General features: G+C 62.0%; 14 protein-coding genes. 4 read left to right on the forward strand and 10 right to left on the reverse strand.

What is annotated here, in order from left to right; genetic code table 11:
• Positions 1 to 46: 46 nt before the first annotated feature.
• Positions 47 to 535, reverse strand: a complete 489-nt coding sequence (locus tag LFT46_RS05105; protein WP_236821456.1) for a hypothetical protein — start codon at positions 533 to 535, stop codon at positions 47 to 49.
• Positions 536 to 731: 196 nt separating this feature from the next.
• On the opposite strand from LFT46_RS05105, the gene LFT46_RS05110 reads away from it, so the two are divergent.
• Positions 732 to 1847 carry a Vgb family protein gene (locus LFT46_RS05110; protein ID WP_236821457.1) on the forward strand — a complete coding sequence of 372 codons (1116 nt, stop codon included), beginning with the start codon at positions 732 to 734 and terminating at the stop codon, positions 1845 to 1847.
• Between the two features lie 187 nt (positions 1848 to 2034).
• Here LFT46_RS05110 and LFT46_RS05115 read toward each other — a convergent pair whose 3' ends face one another.
• The 3 genes from LFT46_RS05115 to LFT46_RS05125 form a co-directional block, all read right to left on the reverse strand.
• Complete coding sequence (locus LFT46_RS05115; protein ID WP_236821458.1) at positions 2035 to 2964, reverse strand: NADP-dependent oxidoreductase; 930 nt, start codon at positions 2962 to 2964, stop codon at positions 2035 to 2037.
• Positions 2965 to 3281: 317 nt separating this feature from the next.
• Positions 3282 to 4340, reverse strand: a complete 1059-nt coding sequence (locus tag LFT46_RS05120) for a hypothetical protein (RefSeq protein ID WP_236821459.1) — start codon at positions 4338 to 4340, stop codon at positions 3282 to 3284.
• A gap of 337 nt (positions 4341 to 4677) precedes the next feature.
• Positions 4678 to 5283 carry a hypothetical protein gene (locus LFT46_RS05125; RefSeq protein ID WP_236821460.1) on the reverse strand — a complete coding sequence of 202 codons (606 nt, stop codon included), beginning with the start codon at positions 5281 to 5283 and terminating at the stop codon, positions 4678 to 4680.
• A 311-nt stretch (positions 5284 to 5594) separates the two neighbouring features.
• Here LFT46_RS05125 and LFT46_RS05130 point away from each other — a divergent pair, with 311 nt between their 5' ends.
• Both LFT46_RS05130 and LFT46_RS05135 read left to right on the forward strand, forming a co-directional pair.
• Entirely contained in the window at positions 5595 to 6539 is a 945-nt protein-coding gene (locus LFT46_RS05130; protein WP_236821461.1) for a DUF4190 domain-containing protein, read from the forward strand.
• A gap of 18 nt (positions 6540 to 6557) precedes the next feature.
• Positions 6558 to 7136: a hypothetical protein gene (locus LFT46_RS05135; protein WP_236821462.1), complete on the forward strand. Its 579-nt coding sequence runs from the start codon at positions 6558 to 6560 to the stop codon at positions 7134 to 7136.
• 74 nt (positions 7137 to 7210) lie between these two features.
• On the opposite strand, the gene LFT46_RS05140 is transcribed toward LFT46_RS05135, so the two are convergent.
• From LFT46_RS05140 to LFT46_RS05160, 5 genes are all read right to left on the reverse strand, one after another.
• The gene (locus LFT46_RS05140; RefSeq protein WP_236821992.1) at positions 7211 to 8755 is read right to left on the reverse strand and encodes an HD domain-containing phosphohydrolase; all 1545 of its coding nucleotides are present in this window, start codon (positions 8753 to 8755) and stop codon (positions 7211 to 7213) included.
• A gap of 60 nt (positions 8756 to 8815) precedes the next feature.
• Positions 8816 to 9571, reverse strand: a complete 756-nt coding sequence (locus LFT46_RS05145) for a hypothetical protein (RefSeq protein WP_236821463.1) — start codon at positions 9569 to 9571, stop codon at positions 8816 to 8818.
• 84 nt (positions 9572 to 9655) lie between these two features.
• Entirely contained in the window at positions 9656 to 10405 is a 750-nt protein-coding gene (locus LFT46_RS05150; protein WP_236821464.1) for an SDR family oxidoreductase, read from the reverse strand.
• A gap of 128 nt (positions 10406 to 10533) precedes the next feature.
• On the reverse strand, positions 10534 to 10713 hold the full coding sequence (locus LFT46_RS05155) for a hypothetical protein (protein WP_236821465.1): 180 nt from the start codon (positions 10711 to 10713) through the stop codon (positions 10534 to 10536).
• 64 nt (positions 10714 to 10777) lie between these two features.
• A complete protein-coding gene (locus LFT46_RS05160; protein ID WP_236821466.1) occupies positions 10778 to 11746 on the reverse strand; it encodes a GAF domain-containing protein in 969 nt (322 codons plus the stop codon).
• A gap of 829 nt (positions 11747 to 12575) precedes the next feature.
• Between LFT46_RS05160 and LFT46_RS05165 the strand changes: the two genes are divergently transcribed.
• Entirely contained in the window at positions 12576 to 13298 is a 723-nt protein-coding gene (locus LFT46_RS05165) for a hypothetical protein (protein ID WP_236821467.1), read from the forward strand.
• A 577-nt stretch (positions 13299 to 13875) separates the two neighbouring features.
• Here LFT46_RS05165 and LFT46_RS05170 read toward each other — a convergent pair.
• The gene (locus tag LFT46_RS05170) at positions 13876 to 14082 is read right to left on the reverse strand and encodes a recombinase family protein (RefSeq protein WP_236821468.1); all 207 of its coding nucleotides are present in this window, start codon (positions 14080 to 14082) and stop codon (positions 13876 to 13878) included.
• Positions 14083 to 14106: the final 24 nt, after the last annotated feature.

Here is a 14106-nt window from a genome sequence, read left to right on the forward strand (position 1 = left end):
GGAGTTCATGAGGGATGCCTCTTCCATGCGGCAGCGGCTGATTCCGCTACGCGTGTCCACTCGGGGTAACAGGTAGGTGCTGTGTACGGCGCAATCGCAACAGATTTCGTGGGTATTCGTCCCGAAGCAGCCGAACAAGGCCAGCGGCAAAGATCGGATTGGGCAACGTCCAGACTCCCAGCGGGGTGATGACGATCAGGAAGATAATGGCGCCCATCAGGCCCAGCTGGGCCCGCCTGCCTCCGCTGAGGATCAGCAGCCCGATGGCCGTCTCGCCGGCTGCCGCCAGGATCCCCACGATTTGCGGTGCGGGGGCGACGAAAGTCTGGAACACCCAGGCGTAGAAGGGAACCAAGGCGTTGTCGGTCCCGAGCTTTACGAACTGGTCGGGGGCGGCGAAGCTCAGGACGACGTTGACGCCTATTGCCATGAGGATGAAGAAGACCCCGACGAAGACCCGCGCCGCGCGCGGCTTGATCAGGCAAAATACCAGGACCGCGGTGCAGAATATCGCCCAAGGGATCAACTGCTCCATGTAATCGGCCTCCAGGCTCCTGTGCGGGGGGACTTTCCCATATGCAGAAACATTCCTTCTTTAGAAGAATCACCACTCATGCACTGTGAACACAGGGCCGAATGTCACCGGGCGCTGAACTGCAACGTCCGGCCGGGAGCGCAGGTAGGATCGGAGCATTGCCGAGGGGGATCGGCGCCATTTTGGGGGAAATTTCATGACATCCAGCCCGTCACGCCTGCACGCCTCGCTGCTGCTTGCCGCCCGCCGGACGCTGCTGGCCGGTGCCGCCCTGGTGGTGGCCGCCGCCGTCGCTGCTGTCCCTGCCTCCGCCGGTGATACCCGGACGATTGCCGTCTCCGGCGACCCAGTGGCCGTTGCGTCCGGACCGGATGGAACCCTGTATGTCAGCGATTACCGGTACGACGGCGGCGTGAGCGTGTTCAAGCCGGGGGAGACCGTGCCGTCCCGCACCATTAGGACCGGGAACTCTCCCACCTCAGTCGCCGTGACGCCGAACGGGACGCTTTACGTTGCACAATACGACGGCGCGCAGTCCGGGATAGGGATGGTGGCCCCGGGCGCGGACGAAGTCTCCCTGGTCCTAAAGGTGGCCCCGGGAACGCACTGGCTGACGGTGGGGCCGGAGGGTTCGCTCTACGTGGTCAATCCGGACGAAAACTCGGTGTCCGTGGTGAAGCAGGGCGACGCCTGGGTGCAGCGGATTATCCAGGCCGGGCCATATCCGGTGCGGTTTGCCGTGGGCAGGGACGGGACGGCCTACGCCGCCAACGAGCTCGCCGGCACCGTTAGCGTGATTCCCGCGGGCGGGGCATGGCCCTCGCACACCGTCGATGTGGGAACGCAGGGCCATCCGCACGGCATTGCCGTGGCTCCGGACGGGACCGTCTACGTGGCCAACATCAAGACCAACGACGTTGCGGTGATCGATCCCGGCGGCACCACGGTGGCACGGCGGATTCCCGTGGGCGAGGCGCCGCAGGAGGTGCTGGCCGCTGCCGACGGGACGGTGTACGTGACCAACGGCCTGGGCGACTCGGTCTCGGTGATCCGCCCCGGCGCGGCTGCTCCGGAGACCATCGCGGTGGGCGACGATCCCGGGCGCCTTGCCGAACGGGCGGACGGGTCCGTGGTGGTGGTGAACAGGCACAGCAAATCGCTGACAGTGCTCGACGGCGGACCTGTTGCGTCCGCTGCGGCGCCCGCCCCGGGTGGGGGAGAGACGGCAGCAATGCCTGACGGCGGTGCACCCGATGAGTCGGTCGTTGCGCAGGCTTCCTTCGACGTGGCCCTTCCCGTGGTGGCTGCCTGAGCGGGAGGATTGCTCCTGGTCAGCGCCGCTTTCCTGATCGTGGTGCTGCGGCGCCGGAGGAAGGCTGACGGGGGTGGGGCGGATCAGGCCTGGGCGTTGGACTGATGCTCCGTGAGGCGTCGGGAATGATTTAGACGGCGAAGGCTCCGTCCCAAGGGACGGAGCCTTCGTTTGTCAGTTTGCCGGATCAGGCGTTCTGGTTCACGGATACCACGATCTTGCCCCGGGTATGGCCTTCCATGTTGGAGCGGAAGGCATCCGCGGCCTTTTCCAGCGGGAAGACCTCGGCAACCTCCACCCGGAGCTTGCCGCTGTCCGCCAGGTCAGCCAGTACCTGCAGGTCGGAACCCACGGGAGTGACCCACATCCACTGGCCGCCGTGTTCTTCCACGTCGCTGTCCGCGATGGAGGCGTGCCGGCCGCCTTCGGCCAGGACCGCCAGCGTGGCCTCGAGGTTGCCCCCGACGAAGTCGGCAACAACCTCCACACCGTCGGGACGCAGCGCGCGCACGCGGTCCGCGAGACCGTCGCCGTAGGCAACCGGTTCGGCGCCGAGGGAGCGGAGGAAAGCGTGGTTCTTCTCCGAGGCGGTGGCAATGACGCTGGCGCCCGTGGCCACTGCGATCTGGATGCCGAGGGAGCCCACACCGCCGGAGCCGCCGTGGATCAGGACAGTTTCCCCGGCCGTCAGGCCCAGCCGGTTGAGCACCTGGTAGGCGGTGAGCCCGGCCAGCGGCAGGCCGGCGGAGTCGTTCCATCCGAGCGTGGCGGGCTTCCTGGCCAGGACCCGCTCCGGCAGTGCGATGTACTCGGCGAAGCTGCCGCCGTGGACGTAGTCCTTGCGGCCGTAGGCGATAACCTCATCGCCGGGCTGGAACTGCCTTGCATCGATACCTACGGACTCCACAACGCCTGCCACGTCCCAGCCGGGGATGGCGGGGAACTGCAGGTCCATGACCGCGTCCAGTCCGCCGGCCATGATCTTCCAGTCCACCGGATTAACTGCTGCCGCCTTGACCTTGACCAGGACCATTCCGGGCCCGACCTTCGGCATCGGCTGGTCGCCGTATGCGAGGACGTCCGGGTTTCCGTATTCGCTGTAAGTGATTGCCTTCATGGTTGCGACAACTGCGTGGCGGCACTTCGCTATTCCGGATAGGGCTGGGGAGTGGCGTATCGCACGGGCAGGGCCGGCACCCCTGAAGGGTGTCGGCCAGGTCCACTTCAATGCTGTGGGCTGAACCCGCCTCCGCTCATCAGGGAATGGCACTTAGTGCTGCCCACACCTTGTTCCGGCGCCCCGCAAGATCCCGTTGCGTCGACAAGTCATCCTCCGGACTGACAGCCACGAACCGCGTTCCCGTTCCGGGCGCTGCCCGGACGGCCAAGTCCTTTGTCCTTCGGGCCCGCAGCTTCCCTGAAGATGTTTCTCCCCTACTTTAGCGTCGCGGACCAATTTCCGTCCGCCGTGATGGTGTAAACGCCAGGGGCCCAGACTACCGTCCCACTGTAGGGGCCTATCTCATTGACAAGCAGGTCGGCTCGGCTGCCGTAGGAGTGCACAGCGATATTCGAGGATCCGTCATGAGTGAAAACGGCAGCCTTAGCCGGGCCGGTGTAAACAAAGACGTCGTCGCCTGTGCCTGTCATTGGCGTTGAGCCGTCGAGCCTCCTCACGCTTTTCAGGGAAACGAGCTTTACTGTCCAAGCGCCATCGGCGGTGATCTTGAACGCTGTCGTCTCACCGTTGCGACTGCTGCCATCGAACAAAACGGTTCCACTGTAGTTGCCGATTTCGTTTACAAGCAGATCCGTAGACTCCAGTTTGGCGTCCAGCGTGTGCACTGCGAAATTGCTTCGTCCAGTGTGCTGGATGAAGGCGACTTCGGGCCCAGTGCTGTGCTTGGTGATGTTGAGAACGTCGTCCCCAACCCCGGAATACTCCTTGGGTGCAGCAGCAGCCTCTGCGGCAGCCTTTGCGGCCACCTCGTCGGCTGTCTTCTTTGCAGCTGCGTCAGCGGCCGCCTTTCTGGCGGCTTCTTTTTTATTCTTTTCGTCGCCGTAAGCTTCCGCCTGAGCAGGGCAGGCATTGATGATCTTCGTTCCGGCAGCCTTGAAGGGGTCGGCGTCAATGCTTACTTTGGTGGTCTCGGCTGTTCCGAAGTCGCTCAGGGTTTTTGCCATATCCATGATGAGCGGCTTCAACTCGTCATTTGCTGTGTCAGCTACGTACTCTAGGTCGCTGGCAAAGATTTTGGCTTTAGTCTGGTCGCTCTTAGTGACCGGATCGGGCAGATTGGTCAGAAAAGCCACTGCCCCAAACATGCGGCCTTCGTCGCCCTTGTCGAAGAGCTGATCGCATGTCTGGTTCGCAGTAAATACGGCCTTGGCGGTGGCGGATGCCGAGGCGCCCCCCGCGTCCGGCGATGCTCCGCCGCAGCCCGACAGAGTAACGGCGGCTGAAACAGCTACAACAGATAAAAGCTTGTTCAATTTGTCCCCATTTATTCGATGAAATACTGCCGAATTGTACGCGATGACAACGCATGTGACGTGCAGGGGCACGTTACGATCCGGTATGGAATTCTCAGTCCCGAGTTTCCGCTGAACTCAGCCGTGTGAGAGTGCGGCCAGTATGATTTCCGTAATTTTGCACCGTGAGGGCGCCCGAAGGATGGGCGCTCAGCGGCGCAAGGAAACCGTCAAGAGGGTTGTGAGCATCAACTCCGCTGCTCCTGATAACTATGGCTGGCATAACTCACGGAGATTTTGGTCAAACAAAAGAACGTCGAGGTAGCTGTCTACCTCGACGTTCCTGTGGATACACTTGCTACTTTGCGCTGGAGTTTCCGGAGCAGGAAGCCATGGCAGCCGTGCCAGAGCCGCTGTTCTTGGAGACGCTGGCGCCATCAACCAGAATCTCGCAGGTAACAGATGTGGCAGCGCTGAAGTCGCCAGTGACACTGAGCGTGCTGAAGCTGATGCCCTTCGCCGTCACGTCCTTCTTCCAGTTGGCGGCAATGTCCTCGTTTGAAGATCCTTCACCATTCCAGTAGGTGACCTTGGCAGGGCCCGTAGTGGTCACGACGTACTCGATCTTGTGTTCCTTGTTTAGTGCATCATTAACCCCGTTGGCTGCTGCAGCGACCATCGATGTGACAATTATGGCAATGATGACGGCGACCGCACCCAGGACAAGGCCAGCGATGGAAGTGCCCTTTTTAGTGAATTTCCGGGTCAGGCCAATGCCACCAAAGATGATTGCAAGCGGGCCAAGAATGAATGCAACGGTTCCCAGAATAGGAATGATTGCGAAAACGACGGCGACAATGCCGAGAACCAGGGCCGTGGTGCCGAATCCGTTACCCTTCTGCGGCTGGAAGTTGCCCTGCGCGGAAGAACCTTGGGCAAGGGGAGGGGAGTAGGGTTCACTCATGACTGTCCTTTGTGTGATGCGATCTAGATAACGCCGCTGTCAACCAGTTCAGGTGGAGTGACAAGTTAGGCTCGTTCCCCCCAAGCAACGGCGAACTCAGTGTATGTAATTTTTGAACACATGACCATGCTCATTTTCAAACGTGCTGAATTGTGTCGACTCGGTTATTGATGATGACGTGCGAAGAACAGATTTTGATTGAATCCTGTGGGAAACCTGCGCCAAAGCTTCCCTGGCGGTGGAAGGAAAGGGGATATGCTCTCCGAACGGGTTGGGACGGAGTTCATCCCGGTGTTTTGCAGGGGGGAGCTTTGAAAGTCTACAACTCGCCGGAAAACTGGCCTTCGCCGCCAGTTGGCTGGCAGCCTCACGAGGGCTGGCATCCCGATCCTGCATGGGGTCCCCCTCCTCCGGGACATGAATTCTGGATTGAAGTTCCCGAGATGGCTTATTCTCCAGAACCAGGCGGTAAGGCGCTTACAACCACAGCATTTGTATTGGGGGCTGTGGCAATTGTCGTGTGTTGGATCCCCATTCTGAACATCCTCGGGTTCCTCCTAGGACTTAGCGCGGTGGTCATGGCGATCGTTGTCTTGGCGACAAAACGACGTACTGAACTCTCGGTGCAAGGCATGACTATCGCCGCACTCGTTATGGGAGGAGCATCGCTAATCGGCGTTATCGCATTTCAGGCGACCTACACTTCAGCCTCGAACGAACGGCACGCCGCAAGTTCTGCATCAGCTGTTTCGCAGTCGGCCACGCCTTCGACTAATTCGACTCAGCCAGCAACTAGCACCCCGGAACCAGTCGTGGCGGTTGACGGATCAGCTGAAAAGCCACATGCCCTCGGCGCTGCAGCCATTGTCGGAAACGAATATCAAGTTCAAGTCGTCAACGTAAAGCTTGACGCGACCCAAGAGGTAGTCGCCAACAACATGTTCAACCGGCCTCCCAAGGGCAGGTACATCCTCGTCGGTCTAGCGGTGACCTACGCAGGGGCTAAAGAGGGAAATCCCTGGGTTGATTTGTCGCCGACGTTTGTAGGCACAGATGCGAGGCAATACGATGCCAGCGCGTGCGGCGCGTCTCTGGAGAATGGAGCCATGAATGTACCGACCCTCGAAAAGGGCGGCCAGGCAAACTATCAGGTTTGCATGGACGTGCCCACCGGGGCGATCGAGGGTGGCAAGATCTTCGTCCAGAAGACCTTTTCCACGAACAGCAAGTCCAGAGTCTACTGGGGACTGAGATAGCACCGTGATGGGGGACCAATGACCGAGAACATACCGCCAGTTCCGCCAGCTCCAAGGCCAGGCCCGAGCTACCCTTCGCATGCGCCCTACGGCCCCACTCGTGGCAACGAGCCGGCATACGGGACGCCGCAGCCTTTCAACCAGTCGCCGCCGGTTCTTCATGACAACCAGTCCCAATATTCGCATCCACAGTACGGCCAAGCGCCACTTCAGTATGCGTCGCAGTGGTACCAGGCGGCACCGGAGAGCAAGTCCTCGGGCTTACGGGTCGCCGCCGGCATAGTCGGCATCGTGCTCGGCGCCTTCCTGCTGTTCGCGTCCATCGCGGGGTTCGGCTCCAACGCGATTGCTGGCTTCCTCCTGCTGGTGGCCGCGCTGGGCAACGTCACGACCGGAATCGTGCTGTTGGCCAGTCAGCGCAGCCGGACGCGTGGTGTGCCGATCACGACTATTACCTTCGCGGGATTCGCCCTGCTGGTGTCTCTTCTGGCGGTGCCCTTTCTCGGCGGGGCTGTGCTCTTCTTCGGCGTGCTCCTGGCGGCTCCGGTCGTAATTCTCCTGAGCCTTGGACTTGCACGGGAGAAGAACGGCGCATAATCCGCGTGCGTAGGAAGACCCCAGCCGCATGGTCCGGGCCTTCGCCGTTTCGCCATGGCCGAGCAATGGCAGGTTCACTGTTCGGTCAGCCCATTCCTGATCGCGAACAACGTGGCACCCACCCGGTTGGTGGCACCGATCTTGGTGTAAATGTGCTCCACATGGTTGCGGACGGTCTTCCGGGAAAGGAAGAGGGTGCCGGCGATCTGGGCCGGAGTCAGGCCGCGGCAGAGCATGCCGAGGATCTCCACTTCCCGCGGCGTGAGCCCACCCGCCGCGGCATGCGCACGGCGGGGCTGCTGGCCGGCCGCGACGAGTACGGCCTCCACGGCTCCGGCGGCCAGCCTCCCGGCCGAAACCTCCTGCCGCAGCCTTGCCGCTGCATCGGCCGGAGTGAGCGCTGGCCGGTGCGGGCGTGGCTCCACGGAGGCATGGTAGGAGTCCGCAGCCGCCAGGATCCGCTGCTTGATCCCCAGCTCGGCTCCGCCAATCCCGCGCGGATAACCGGACCCGTCGAGCCGCTCATGGTGTGAGCCGGTCATGGCCGCCTCGCCCTTCAGGCCGGGGACGCGGCTGAGGATCCGTTCGCCCAGGTACGGATGCATGCGGATGCGTTCGTGCTCCAGCGCGGAGAGGGGCTCCTTCTTGTCCCACACCTGGTTGGATACCCCTAAGCGGCCCAGGTCGTGCACCCATCCTGCACGGCGGAGCTCCACGACGTCGTCCGGGGGCAGCCCGTGTTCCTCGCCGGCGGCGGCCGCCAGCGCCGCCACCGCGCGGGAGTGTCCGGCCGTGTAGGGGGATTTGAGGTCTGCGAAGTCGCCGATGGCGCGCAGCACCGTGTCCAGCTGGCTGCCGGACAGGGGAGCGTCAGTGGGAGCCAGGTCAAGGGCGGCCTGCCAGCAGTCGACGTCGAGGAGCCCGTCGGTGAGGGCCTCGGCGTGGTCGATGAACAGATCGGCCAGTGCGGGATCGAACTGGCTGCCTCGGCGTGCCCGCACCATCGCCACCGCGCCGGCCACGCCTTCAGTCCGCAGGAAGACCTCGGCGGTGTCGGCCAGGTGCATGATCCGCATTTCCAGCGGGATCTCCTGCCCCGAGACTCCCTCCGGCAGGCCCTTGCCGTCCCACCGCTCAAAGGTGTGGGTGAGCAGTCCTGCCACGCCGTCGTCGAGCCCTACACTGCTGGCCAGCACACCGGCGGAGACGCAGTGCGAGGCAATCATGGTGCGTACCGCTCCGCTGCCTGTCGCGGCGAAACGCGTCCAGCGGGCGACGCGGGCCAGCGGCGGGAGGCCGGCGCCGGCGTGGCTGAACATGCCGGCGTACATTGGCAGGCCGTGCTGGTCGCGGCGGTAGTAGTCGGCGCGGAAGCCGATATCGTCCGTGAACAGCGCGGCGAGTTCAAAGGAATCCGCGTGGCAGCCGATCCAGGCCAGCTGGTTGGCGTAGTAGATCCTGCCCTGGCCCGCCTCGTCCACGCCCGCAGCGCCGGCGATCCGCAGCGCCAGCAGGGACGCACGCAGCATGTGCTCCATCGGCTGCCCCAGCCCCAGGTCGATGGCGAGCGACAGCGCGGCCAGGACTTCGCTGCGCCGGGGCGCAGCCGGTGACTGCATCACACCTGCCATTCTAGGAAGCCGCCAGCCTGGGCAGTAGGGACCGCGCGCCGTCGGGCGTTATGCCGCCTGGCTTCTCCCGGTCCGTCCCTGGACAGCGCCTGGTCCGGCGGGATGGGCGGTGGAGGGGAACCTGACGCCCACCTGCGCTCCGAACAGTCCATGCTGCGGAAGCCAGAAGTCCGCCAGATGGTCCTGGACCGGCAGTGGGCCGGGCCGTCCCGCGTCCTCACCCTGAATAGTGGCCTCGGAATCCGTCACGAGCCACAGCTGCCGCGGCTGGGCCTGGAACGTCTGGCCGTTAGGCACCACACCCGAGACTTTCATCCTGCCCGCACCGAGCAGTGGACCGGCGAATGCCCCCATGGCCCGGAGCACCAGCTCGTTCCGCCACAGGCTTTCCGGCATCCGCACGGCCATGGCGGTCAGCATCGTGGTGGCCGCGGAGGTGCCCAGCTGCAGGTGCCAGTCGAGGACTCCCGGCGCCGTAATCAGCGCGGTGAAGGGCCCGCTCCACTGGATGTCGACGTCGGTCTCCACCGTATGGTGGACGGTCGCCCCGAAGTAGCGGGCGCAGCTGAACTCCGGTGCGGTGTTGGCGTAGATGGTCCACTCGCCGCCGGGTGTGCGGTGCCAGACGGAGCGGTAGCCGGGGCCAACGGAGCTCACCGGGAAATCCCGGAACGCCAGGTAGTGGCCGCTGGTGAAAGGCAGCCCCAGGACGGCGTAGCCGGCGAAGTGCTCCGCTGGGTCCTCGGGAAGGTCGGCAACGTTCGGTGTTGCCTCTGCTGATGACTGCGGCTGGTAGATGGTCATGGCCGCCTCCTTTTCTCTATGAGGCGAGACTAGGAGCGGGCCGCAGCAGGGGCATGGGGCAGTTGCCCCATTTAGCATCGGCTTTTACGCGGCGTCGATGGCGTCGAGCCACTCCTGGAACGTCTGGCGCCCGACGGCGGAACCCGGCGCCGGGATCAGCCCGCCGTTGCGCATTGCCTTGCCCATGGGGCCCGGCACCCGGAGCGGAACGATCAGGTTTTTCTGCTGCGTCTTGGCCAGGTAGGCCGCCACCAGGCCTTTCAGGTGTTCGGTCCGCGGGCCGCCGAGGTCCGGTAGCCGTCCCTTCGGCCCGGACTCGGCCGCATCCACCAGGGCCGCGGCCACCTCCTTTGCCGCCACCGGCTGGGTGACCATCGTGGGCACGAAGACCAGCGGGCCCACTGAGGCGGCCTTGATGGACATCGGCACGAACTCGTGGAACTGGGTGGACCGGAGGAGGGTCCAGGGAATGCCGCCGTGCCTCACTTCGTCCTCCTGCACCAGCTTACCGGCGTACAGTCCCGAATTGGCTTTATCGATGCCCACAATGGACAGCACCACATGCTGCTTCACGCCGGCCTTCTTCCCGGCCGCCAGCAGGTTCTGGGTGGCGTTGGTGAAGTAATCCACGGCCTTCTTGGTGGACATGGTTTGGATGCCGGAGACGTCGATGACTGTTTCGACATTCTGGAGCGCCTGGTCGAGGCCGCGTCCGTTGACCAGGTCCACCCCCTCCGCGCGGCTCAGGCTCATCACGTGGTGCCCCCGCTCCTTGGCGATGGCCACAACGTGGCGGCCCACGGTACCGGTTCCCCCTGCAACGGCAATCCTCATGGAGGAAATCCTATGCCGGTTCCCATAGCAAAACTGCAAATGTATGCGTTGGCGTAAAATGAGGGCGAATGCAAGAAGCCCCTGCTCGTACGCTGGCAGGGGCTTCTTAATCAGTGAGAGTGGCTTGGCTACGCACCGGGCCGTAGCTTCTTCAAGATGCCTTTGCGCCGCAGCCGGCTGGGCGCTGTGACCTTGCGGCGATTCTCCGCCGCTTGCTGTGCCTCGAAGAGTCTTGCGAGCTCCTTGATGTCGGAATCAACGCGCTTGGCCAGGGGCTTATTGATGAGGTTTACCGATGTAACCGTCATATCTGCTCCTCCTTCTAGGTTGATGCAAAGCTACATGAAGCATAGGACATTCTGAGGGGCACGTTCACTGACCCGCCGCGGAAGAACCAACCGAATCGAGTTTTGACTCTGTGCCAGTTGCTTCAAAAGGACCTGCCTGACGGGCCCGCAGCTTCACAAGGCTGTCTCCGAGTTCCTTGAGTTGGTTGGTTTCGAGGGCTAGAGAAAGCGTTGTAGCCATGATTCTCGCTGCCACTAGCACCGCCATACGGTCTGTTTCTGTTAGGTCTTCGCTGTTCGGGGCGTTCAGTGACAGCATCCCGAATTGAACGCCGTGTGCTTTTACCGGGACTGAGATAAAGGACTTGTATTTTTTCTGATCCCAGTCTGCCCAGTCCTTCCTGTCCTCGTCGGTCGAGCGGACTATGGGGGCGTTGACGTCTTCACCGTCCATAATTCCCCAAACGGAGTGACTTCGGTCTTTACTCTCTTCCCAGATTGTCGTTGATTCTTCCACCCGGCCGTGGCTAACCGGTTCGCCCAAGATGCGCCCCTCCTCGGTGATGATCAAGGTGTAGTACGTCGCCCGAGTCTGTGCCGCGTTGGAGAGACCATGCGTGGCCGTGACGAGAACTGTTCGAAGATCCCTCAGCTGAGTCTTCCTTTTCCCAGGAGTTTCGTGGGCAATATCGGCGCCCCTGTTTGCAATCAATAGGAGACTCGAAATCGAATGCTGGTAGGTCTGCTGTGCCTTCCGGGCCTCTTCGGCAAGGGCGGCCGTAGATTCCTTCTTAGCCTGCCAGTCGGCTACTTTGTCGGCCGCGGCCAACACAGGAATGAGTATCAAGCTGACCACTCTAACGACGATAGTTCCCTGCAACGGCTGGCCGTTGGCGTCCACTATCGTCGGATAATACGGAAGGAAGGTGAGGGCGCTTACGAGCGAGGCGAGAAGCGTCCCCAAAATAAAGACATGATGCTCGCGTAGTTCTAGCAGCAGTCCAAAAAACTTCTCCCTAACGGGATGCTCTCCAGGGGTTGATGTTTCACTCACTCACGAAGTATGTCAGAACCTTTTTGTTCCGCCGTATTCCGGAGGCGCTTGAAGACTTTTGTGGTAGGCGAGGAGCGGGGTTTGGTCCCCGCGCGGCGGCTTCGGTTGCGGATGGCGCGCCAATTAATTTCGGTGCATGCAGAACATGTATTTGGGGGAGCGCGAGATCGTAGCGCGTAGGGCGCGACCTTCTTTTTTTGGAGCGAGCGACCTACATCCCTCTAAGGTCGATAGACCGTCTGTGGACGGACAAAGGTTTTCAGAGAGGTCCGGAGGATCCGTTTACTCTTGAAACGAGCGACCGGCGCAGGCGCTTGGGGCAGTACGCGATGCCTTCGACTAAACAGATCACGGGCAGGTTCGGCGTGCGTTGCGCGTCTTCGGGAGGCGGCGGAGGGACTCGCAGAGGACAATCTCGGTGATGCAGAAATGGAGCTCCTTCAGCGTTCGGACGGTTCGGACACCGGGGCAAGGGCCTGCCGATTGGACGCGGCCGGTCTGGCGGATCGAGTCCTCGACGATGCGGAGGTTGTCGATCGTCTCCGCCGTTGGGAGGAGAGCGGCCTCCGGGATGCTTAGGTCTTATTGTTCGACGGCGGAGCCGTAAAGGACTGCGCCGGGCTCTCCCAGGTGTGGCCGACGGCGGGGCGTTCTGTTCAGCATGCGTGAGGGCCTTTCATGAGCGTAGGGGAAGTAGGGGCGTTGTGGTGCCGAAAACACGGAGACATGCACACCGGGAGACGTTATGCCGATTCGGGACAGCTTTGGGGGGAGGGAGGTGTACCTCGGCGGGATATTCTTGAGCCATTGAATTAATTAAGGGGACGTGGTGACAGACCTAATAACCGTGATCGGTCTTATCGCGTCTATTGCATCGCTGGTGCTGGCGGTCGTAGCAATTTGGCTCGCGGTAGTTTTCTATCGGCTATCTAGAGACGAGTCGGAGTCGTCCGCTCAGAATGCGCAAGAAATATCCACCAGCATTAGCAGGCTGGAAAAAGTCTTTGACGGGTTGTACAGCGATACCTTCACCATCATGAAGGACACGGTAACTGACATGCGGCAGCACATCTGGCGCAAAGGCGACTCGACGGAGATTTCGGCCGAGGCCGCAAGCCCTCAAGACGACGATAACGGTCAGTCTGAACCGGTCCTCCAAAAGCTGGAAGAATTCAGCGCTCAACTTGGCATCGCTGACGACAAGATCGAAGCGTTGCGGAAATTGCTCACTCCAGTTGTCGAAGAGTCAACAGAGAAACACCTGGTTGATTCCCATGAGGACACCAAGCAGCGTGTCCTCCAATTGCTGTTAAGTAGGGGGCCGCACCGTCCGGTACAGCTTATGCAGCTGGTCAATTGGATACGCCCGGATGATGAGTCTCCGGACGACATAGTCCGCTCCGTCAGGCACCGAGAAGTATCTAATGCTGTTTTCAGCCTTCGTGAAGAGGGCAAAGTGACCTGGGATGGAGATTCTCATGTGCTGTCATCCAATTCTCGGGTACGCGTGTTGCGCCGCGACGGGAAGCCGCAAGTGAGCAGCGAAGGGTGAACGTCAGCGGCTTGACTTTCAGCGCTGCACCTTGGGGGAGGGATGCCGGCCAGTTGGTCAGTGAGGCGCGCAGTGAGACCGCTTCAGAGCGGTCGAGGGGCGGCACCGTCGTTCCGCCGTCGCCTGGCGCACTGCGGAAGGCGTCGACCCTGCACTCGGCAAAAACTGGACCCCTCGCCGAGTCTGGGATTTCTTGCTCAATTCACATATACGGGAAGTATCAAGCGCCTCAAGACGCTCGAATATGACGTGGTGATGCCGTCTATCGACGGCGCCCTCGCCCAGGAAGTCGCCGCAATCCTCAACGATTCCTCCCGGCGTACGTCGCCAGGGCCGAGAGCCGAAGCACCTGCTTTCCAGCCTGAGTAACTGCGGTGTCTGCGGTGCCCCGATCTTCTACATCCGGACGTACCTCTGCCGCGTCTCGGCTGGACATACCTATTTCAATAAGGACCAGTTGGAGGCCCGCTCCGCGACGAGATCGTCAAGACTTTAGTCTCCGTCGTTCGCCGTCCGCCGTCGTTTGGTCGATCTCGCCGTCGACGGTACGGATCTTGGCCAGTGACGAATGTTGCGACTAGATCGCGAGCGGTGTGGAGGAGTCCAGGTCGACAGCGACGACGAGGTCGGCGGCGCCGCGAGTAAGGTCGGAAAGCATTGCCGCCAACGCGGTGCCGTCACCGCGGTGCTTGGCGGCACTGGTCTCGTTGTCGACGTACTCTCGCGCCACGGTCCAGCCCTTGGCAGAAACGAGTGAACGGGACGGGGAAATTTGGCGCTTCACGCCTTCCGGCACAGTCTTCACACT

The sequence above is a fragment of the Arthrobacter sp. FW306-07-I genome, from assembly GCF_021800405.1.
Lineage (GTDB): Bacteria > Actinomycetota > Actinomycetes > Actinomycetales > Micrococcaceae > Arthrobacter.